The organism is Candidatus Neomarinimicrobiota bacterium, from assembly GCA_022567655.1.
GTDB lineage: Bacteria > Fidelibacterota > SORT01 > SORT01 > SORT01 > JADFGO01.
On sequence record JADFGO010000100.1, the window covers coordinates 1 to 7533 of the forward strand.

The window sequence follows — 7533 nt, forward strand, 5'->3', positions numbered from 1 at the left end:
TCATTTCCATATTCCGTTTTTTGTCGAAGCTGCATTCTCCCATCATAATTCAATCTGATAGTATAACAAATGACCTACTGCACGCCCATGAGCTCTGTCACACATGATTTACGCAGGATCGCCCGATCCATGAAAGCTGCCCTGAATCCTGGACTCATCGTTAAGTCGCCTCCACAGATTTTATCAACATAATCTCAACCCAAAGCGCTCTTTTGGAATGTATTACTATGTAATTGTTTTTCTTCATCTTATCTATCATTCCCATATTCCGTTTTTTGTCAAAGCTGCATTCTCCCATAATAATTCAATATCATAGTATAAAAAATGACGCGTCGCACGCCTGTGAGCTGCGTCACATAAAGCTTTCACTGAAATCGTATGTGCGCCCGATCACATATTGAATACGGCGAAACTCAGAACCCGAAATAGGAGTCTGTTCGGCTCAGTCCGGCTGACCGGTAGAGAATTGCTATTCCCAACACCGTTTATTAAATTTCGAGATATTGTCGAGTCCACAATGGACTAAATTAGTTACCTGAAAACCGTTGCATTAACATTTATACTAATGGCAAAAAAGTATTTAGATCGCATGATTGAACTGCTGAGCCCGCTTATTACGGGAAAATTCAACCGAATCAGCTTCGAGTATAAACATTTTTTCAGCGGCGCTGCGCTCTTCGCGAACGGAAAAATATGCATGACCCTTACGCCTGTCGGGCTTGCGTTGAAGCTGCCCGAGCAGCTTAGAGAATCGTTGATAAAAGAAGAAGGTGCTAAAAAGCTCCGATACTTTCCCAAGGCGCCGATAAAAAAGGATTATGTAGTATTACCTAAAAATTTGATGAATGATCAATCGACTTTCAATAATATCATCGAGGTTTGTGTCAATTATGCGGCGAATAATTAAATGTTGAAACACAGACTTAAATCAGCGGGCGGATGGCACAGCATCTTCTATACCTTCTCAATGGCGAAAAAGGTGGGCGGAATCAGAAAGCTTTATAGGGCTTTGAGAAATCCGAACACCTGCAAAGCGTGCGCTCTCGGGATGGGTGGTCACTCAGGAGGGATGATAGATGAATCGGGACACTCCTTCCAGGTTTGCAAGAAATCTATGCAGGCGCAGGCGCAGGATATGCAGCCTGCGATTGATAAAGATTTCTTCAGCACAAATTCGCTGGACGATCTCGAAAAAATGAGCGGACACGAACTCGAATCGCTCGGGAGGCTTGCATACCCGCTATATCTGAGCGAAGGAAAGTCTCACTTTGAACCGTTTAGCTGGGAGGACGCCCTAAATATTCTGACAGATAAATGGCGCTCCTCCGACGTTAGCAGAAGCTTTTTTTATACGTCGGGCAGATCATCCATAGAAGCCGGATTTCTAATTCAACTTATCGCCCGGCAATGGGGTACGAACAATATTAATAGCTGCTCCTACTATTGCCACCAGGCTTCGGGAGTCGGACTCAGCCAGAGCCTCGGCAGCGGCACGAGCACGGTCGACCTCGAAGACGTTGGGCGTTCGGACCTTCTAATTCTTATCGGCGCCAATCCATCGAGCAACCATCCGCGGTTTATGACTCTTCTTATGGAACTCAAGCGAAGAGGCGGGAAAATCATCGTGATAAACCCGTTTAAGGAACTCGGGTTGCAACGTTTCAAGGTTCCGAGCGACGCTCGTTCGATGCTTTTCGGAACCGAAATCGCCGATTTGTATCTCCAGCCGCACTGCGGGGGTGATTTAGCGTTTTTGAAAGCAGCAGCGGTTTATTTATGGCAAAACGGCATGGTAGATAAAAAATTCATAATGAATAACTGCGAAGATGAAAATGAATTTCGTTCGGATCTGGAATCCGTCAATGCCGGATCGCTGTTAGAAAAATCGGGGATATCGTTAAGGGATCTAAATTCATTTTGTGAGTTGATCGGAAATTCGGAAAACACGATCTTTGCCTGGGCGATGGGAGTAACGCACCACATGCACGGAGTGGATACGGTACGCGCTATCACCAACCTGGCTCTCATAAGGGGCATGATCGGGAAAGAAGGCGCCGGACTCCTGCCACTGCGCGGGCACAGCAACGTGCAGGGGATAGGAACCGTGGGTGTCGTTCCGAAGCTCAAACCGGAAATCGCCGACGCAATCTCTTCAACAATGAACTTCGACCTGCCATCGGATCAGGGGAAAGACACGTTCGCATGCATGGAAGCCGCTTACAGAGGAGAGATGGATTTTGCAATTTTAATCGGCGGAAATCTATACGGCGCAAATCCTAATCAGAAACGGGCTTCCGAATCACTCAAAAAAATCGAATTCACGACATTCTTGAGCACAACCTTAAATTTGGGTCACGTTCATGGACATGGTAAAAATTCGTTAATTCTTCCTGTTCTCGCCAGGGATGAAGAAAAACAGAGTACGACTCAGGAAAGCATGTTCAGCTACGTCCGGCTTTCGTCCGGCAGAGCGAATCCGCCTGACAGGGAGCTGCTCTCTGAGTCGGAGATAATAACTCACGCAGGTGAAAAGCTTTTCGGTAATGATCCGATCCCATGGAATTCTCTCAGAGATCATGAAAATATCCGCAGCTTCATCTCCAGGACAATACCGGACTTGAATAAACTTGATAAAATTTCGGCTGGAAACGAGTTCACGATTCCCGGACGCATCAAGCATAAACCGTTGTTTAATACTCCCACCGGTAAGGCAAAACTTGCTGTTGTCGTCCCGCACGATCCCCGTCCGGAAAGCGGGAAATTTAACCTGATGACATTCCGCTCGGAGGGTCAGTTCAATACTATCGTTTACGAAGAAGAAGACGTATTCCGGGGAGTGAAGCACCGGGATGTCATATTCATGAACAACAATGACATCCTGCAAAACGGTTTATCAGCCGGCGCGCATGTCTGGGTTGAAAGCGATATTGGAAAAATGAGCGTTGAATTAGTGGAAGGTCCGATAAGGGAGGGTAACGTCGCAATGTACTACCCGGAAGCAAATCAAGTCGTCACAGGCGAGATCGACCCGCAGTCGAAAACCCCCTCTTTTAAAAGAACCTCCGTCAGAATTTATACTTAAAATTTACGGTGTGCTTTTGATTCGATTTCCTGATCGGTTGAGTCTTCCAATTCCGATTTTCTGTTTACGTTCCTGAACGGTTTTTCATCATCGAATGAAACTGTTTTGATTCGACTGACCTCCAACCAGCCTTTTACCGAATTATTATTCTCAATTGACAGTTTTAGTGCTGGAATTCCGGAACTGTGATAGCACGCCACCATAGGTTGGAGTCCACCCCGGGGGGATGACGCTACTATTGCCGAAATATCATCTTCCGATGTGTTATCTATCGTATCCAATAAAGATTTTATTATATCTCTGTTTAAAAACGGCATGTCACACGCTAAAAACAGGCCCCAACCGTCCGCATCTTCCAAACCTCGTAATATGCCCGCAAGCGGAGTTTGTATATTCAGACTATCCTCCAAAACAGGGATATTCAAGTCAGAAAAATCACTTTTTGACTTGGATATGATATTTAATGACGACACCAACGGTTCAACACTGTTGATTAAATGCTTTATCAGCGGCGTTCCCCTGTAGATATACAGCGCCTTGTTTTCACCAAAGCGGATGCTGTCACCCCCCGCGAGGATGTAGGCGGGAATATCTGATCTAACCTTTTTTATCATTTCAGAATCAAATATAATCCTTAAGCAGAAGATCAATCAACAAAAAACAGATGGAATTACAGAAAAGTGTATCTTAATTTATGGCAATGGTATGTCCTAAACGTTTTGACGACCTACAGAGATGGGTTTCCTAACCCGGCTACCATCGGATATCTGATATTGAACCAGGCGACTTTAAATAAATATCTATCGGAATCAGAGTCGTTTATAACTGAACGATTTGGCGAAACAGATCCCGAGATCGGGATTATACTCGGTTCGGGTTTGGGTCCTTTCGCAGATAACATAGACTTGAAACATTCTATCGACACTACCGAAATACCTCATTACCCCGCCTCTACGGTCCCCGGTCACAAGGGAAGATTAGTTTACGGCATTCTCGAAGGGATTGAAATCCTCGCCTTGCAGGGGCGCGTGCACAGCTATGAGGGTTACGAACAGTGGCAGGTGACTTACCCCGCCAGACTGCTCGGCGCTTTGGGAATTAAATCTCTGATCGTAACGAATTCTTCCGGCGCCTCTAATCCGGAATATGAACCGGGAAGTTTTATGTTGATAGAAGATCATCTCAATTATCTTTTCCGCGAGCCTCTTGAACCCTGGGAGCGGAACGGCAAGGAAGTAAATTCGCCCTACGAAAAAGAATTTATACGGTTAGCGAAAGAAGTATCGGAACGCACAGGTATCCGTTTGGAGACAGGCGTCCTCTCGGCAAATCTCGGACCCTCCTACGAAACTCCTGCGGAAGTCGACTTCCAAAGAAAAATGGGAAGTGATTCCGCTTCCATGAGCACTCTGCCTGAGGTAACGGTAGCGCATTACCTCGGAATAAAAGTTCTCGGATTGTCTGTTTTAACGAATTATGCTGCCGGACTGAGTAAAGTTCCTCTAACCCATGAAGAAGTAACGGATATGGCTGAAGCCGTGTCGGAGAAATTCTCTAAGCTGGTCACCGAAATTATCAAAGAAATCCACAGCCGGAATTAAAAAAAGGATTAACGATGCCAGATAAACCATTATTAGGAGCGCATATGTCGATTTCGGGAGGAGTATATACTGCTCCCGCCCGCGGCGAAGAACTCGGCTGCACCGCAATCCAGATTTTTACCAAAAACGCAAACCGTTGGGACGCCAAACCGCTTAGCGAAGAGGATGTTTCCACCTACAACGAAGAGTTGTCGAAGACGGGAATTCGGTCGGTTGTTGCCCATGACAGTTATCTCATCAACCTTTGCAGTCCCGTCAAAGACCTTTTAGAAAAGTCCCGTAAGGCGTTTCTGATCGAGATGGAAAGATGCGAACTTTTGAGTATTCCGGCTCTTGTAACTCATCCCGGCTCGCACGTCGGTTCCGGAGAAGAAACAGGGATAAAAGGAATCGCCGCAAGCCTCGATTGGCTGCACGAAAACTTCGACGGGACAACGGCTAAGGTCGCGCTTGAAACCACGGCGGGGCAAGGCACGAATCTTGGATACACGTTTGAGCAGATCGCTCGAATGATCGAGCTTACCAAACAGCCTGACAGGTTAGTCGTTTGCCTGGATACCTGTCATGTATTCTCGGCAGGATACGACATCCGGACGGAAGAGACTTACAATGTTACGATTGAAAAATTCGATTCCGTCATCGGGTTGGACAGGCTCGCCTGCGTTCATTTGAACGATTCAAAGTTTGAATTTGAGAAAAAGAAGGATCGCCACGAGGGGATCGGGGAGGGCTACATCGGACTCGATGGGTTTAAATTTATCATGAACGACGAGCGGCTGAAGGATATTCCGAAGGTAATGGAAACGCCGAAGGGTGACGACGGCAAAGAGCTCGATATCGTAAATCTCAAGAAACTCAGGTCGCTCCTGAATTAGGAGCCGAATTCTGATACTGATCAGGTTCCGGGAGTCAGAACCCCTTTAAACGCCTGCCTTGTAATCCTTCTCCCCCGTACTGATGCGAACCTTCAGATGATTCTCCATAGGCGGCAGTGGGCATGAATAATACGGGCTGTAAGCACAATAGGGATTATAGGCTACGTTGAAATCAACCGTGATGATGTCATTTTCCGTTACCGGAATGTCCAGGTATCTCCCCGCCGGGTACGTCCCGGATCCGTTCGTGAGATCTTTAAACGGGATAAAATAGTAAGGGTCATGCCCGGAAGCGTCAACCGCTTTATACAGCTGTAAACTGTATTCGTTTTCATCAATATTGAACGTGAAATATCCGTATTTGTAAAATTTTTGCAATTCACTTGTTGAGGTGAGCATCTCGACGATCTCCTGCTCTTCGTACTTTTGAATCTGACCGGTGAATTTGTAATCCGAATCAGGATCATAATATTTAAGACTGATAAATCCCGTTCGATCCTTTTCCAACAGCGGACTGTTCGGATCGTTTTTAAAGAACTGATCTTTAGAAGTTCGTTGTTCGCTGTAATCGTCAAATACACTCAATTCATCACTGTCCTTTTTTGCGCAGCTACTCAAAAATAACATTCCGGCAGCAATCGTTATCAAATACGCTTTGATGCTTATACCCGCCACTCTTCCAGCTTCGGTTCGTCTATTGCGAACGGTTCGACTTCAATGTTCGAAGAATCTCCGTTAGAAGTCATTTTGATAGTCACTCTATCAGCGCTCCTGCCCTGCCCGTATCTTGCAGTCAACCGCGCAATATCGGTTAGAAGCCGGTCGGAGACATCGCCGGAAACAAGCGTAACCGGACCTCCGAAGTTCTCGGTCTCGAGAAGTGTGCGTCCGTATTTGAATCCCGAAAGGAACCTGCCCTCCTGTTCGTCCCGCGCAACAATCGCCTTGACTCCCTCGGCGGGTCTGAAGTGCCTTCCGACCTTGAGAAGGATAACGTCTTCAGGCGTTAACGGCTGTTTGTTGTTATCCCTGAGCATGTCCTTGAGTTTATCCGAATAAGCTTCGTCTGTGAGTGTACAGCATCCGCCTGCGGGTTGGGGATAATATTTGACGTTGAACTCCTCCGCCAGCTCTATCTGACGCTTCCTCGTCCTCCCCGTTATGTCGAAAAGCTTTTCCCTCTCGATCCAGCCGAGCTTCTCCGGCACTGTCTCCGGCAGAAGCTTCGCTGAGAGCGGTCTGAGGAGGTAGCCTTCCAAACCGGATTGCTCGGCGATAACCGACAGAGTCGGTTTTCTCTGCGATTTCGGACGCTGTCCCATTACTTCGCCCGAAAAAACGAAGTGAGCGCCTATCTCCTCCATATAAATTTTTGCCTTTGAGAACATCATGATACGGCAGTCGACGCATGGGTTCATATTAGCGCCGTAACCGTATTTAGGGTTCAGAAGTATATCCCAATACTCGGTTGATATATCTATTATCTCGATGGGTATCTCAAGGTCCGAACCCAAACGCAGCGCTTCGTTTTGCATCTTCTTAACCGGAACGTCATCCTTGTTCAATTTTCTGTGATGATCCGTGATGCAGAATCCGGTGCTGAAGTTTACCCCCTGAATCTCAACCCCCATATTTTTCATGATATGTGCGGCGAGCGTACTATCCAGTCCGCCGGAGAGCATCCCGACTGCTTTTACCTTATCTGACATAAATTATCCTTTCTTCGCATCGGGAGTTTAACGAATCAGGTCATTATTGTCAATAAACTGTTTCTAAACATACGAAAATGCACCGGCAGATAGCGACTATCACTGAATTGAATGGAAAATATCAATGAGTTGTATAAGATAGCCCAGCCATTTATGGCTGGGCTATACGCTGGGGAATCTATATCCCCTCGATCAATCGAGGGGTTAGTAAGATGCCGGGATTATTACTCTTACACTATCATTAACCCCCGATTTTAGATTCTTTG

Annotated in this window: 8 protein-coding genes; 4 read left to right on the forward strand and 4 right to left on the reverse strand. The window is 46.4% G+C overall.

All coding sequences use genetic code 11. From position 1 onward, the window contains the following. Nucleotides 1–160 precede the first annotated feature (160 nt). Nucleotides 161–298 (reverse strand): hypothetical protein, encoded by a 138-nt coding sequence (locus IID12_09055; GenBank protein ID MCH8289235.1) that lies wholly within the window; start codon nucleotides 296–298, stop codon nucleotides 161–163. Nucleotides 299–589: 291 nt separating this feature from the next. On the opposite strand from IID12_09055, the gene IID12_09060 reads away from it, so the two are divergent. Next, a complete protein-coding gene (locus tag IID12_09060; GenBank protein MCH8289236.1) occupies nucleotides 590–907 on the forward strand; it encodes a TfoX/Sxy family protein in 318 nt (105 codons plus the stop codon). Next, on the forward strand, nucleotides 908–3082 hold the full coding sequence (locus IID12_09065) for an FdhF/YdeP family oxidoreductase (GenBank protein MCH8289237.1): 2175 nt from the start codon (nucleotides 908–910) through the stop codon (nucleotides 3080–3082). Here IID12_09065 and IID12_09070 read toward each other — a convergent pair. Continuing rightward, the gene (locus tag IID12_09070) at nucleotides 3079–3696 is read right to left on the reverse strand and encodes a molybdenum cofactor guanylyltransferase (protein ID MCH8289238.1); all 618 of its coding nucleotides are present in this window, start codon (nucleotides 3694–3696) and stop codon (nucleotides 3079–3081) included. The genes IID12_09065 and IID12_09070 overlap by 4 nt on opposite strands. A gap of 159 nt (nucleotides 3697–3855) precedes the next feature. Between IID12_09070 and IID12_09075 the strand changes: the two genes are divergently transcribed. Both IID12_09075 and IID12_09080 read left to right on the forward strand, forming a co-directional pair. Beyond that, complete coding sequence (locus tag IID12_09075) at nucleotides 3856–4683, forward strand: purine-nucleoside phosphorylase (protein ID MCH8289239.1); 828 nt, start codon at nucleotides 3856–3858, stop codon at nucleotides 4681–4683. Between the two features lie 14 nt (nucleotides 4684–4697). Continuing rightward, complete coding sequence (locus tag IID12_09080; protein MCH8289240.1) at nucleotides 4698–5558, forward strand: deoxyribonuclease IV; 861 nt, start codon at nucleotides 4698–4700, stop codon at nucleotides 5556–5558. Nucleotides 5559–5603: 45 nt separating this feature from the next. Here IID12_09080 and IID12_09085 read toward each other — a convergent pair whose 3' ends face one another. Beyond that, a complete protein-coding gene (locus IID12_09085; protein MCH8289241.1) occupies nucleotides 5604–6176 on the reverse strand; it encodes a DUF1684 domain-containing protein in 573 nt (190 codons plus the stop codon). Between the two features lie 44 nt (nucleotides 6177–6220). Continuing rightward, nucleotides 6221–7267: a tRNA (5-methylaminomethyl-2-thiouridylate)-methyltransferase gene (locus IID12_09090; GenBank protein MCH8289242.1), complete on the reverse strand. Its 1047-nt coding sequence runs from the start codon at nucleotides 7265–7267 to the stop codon at nucleotides 6221–6223. Between the last annotated feature and the right edge of the window lie 266 nt (nucleotides 7268–7533).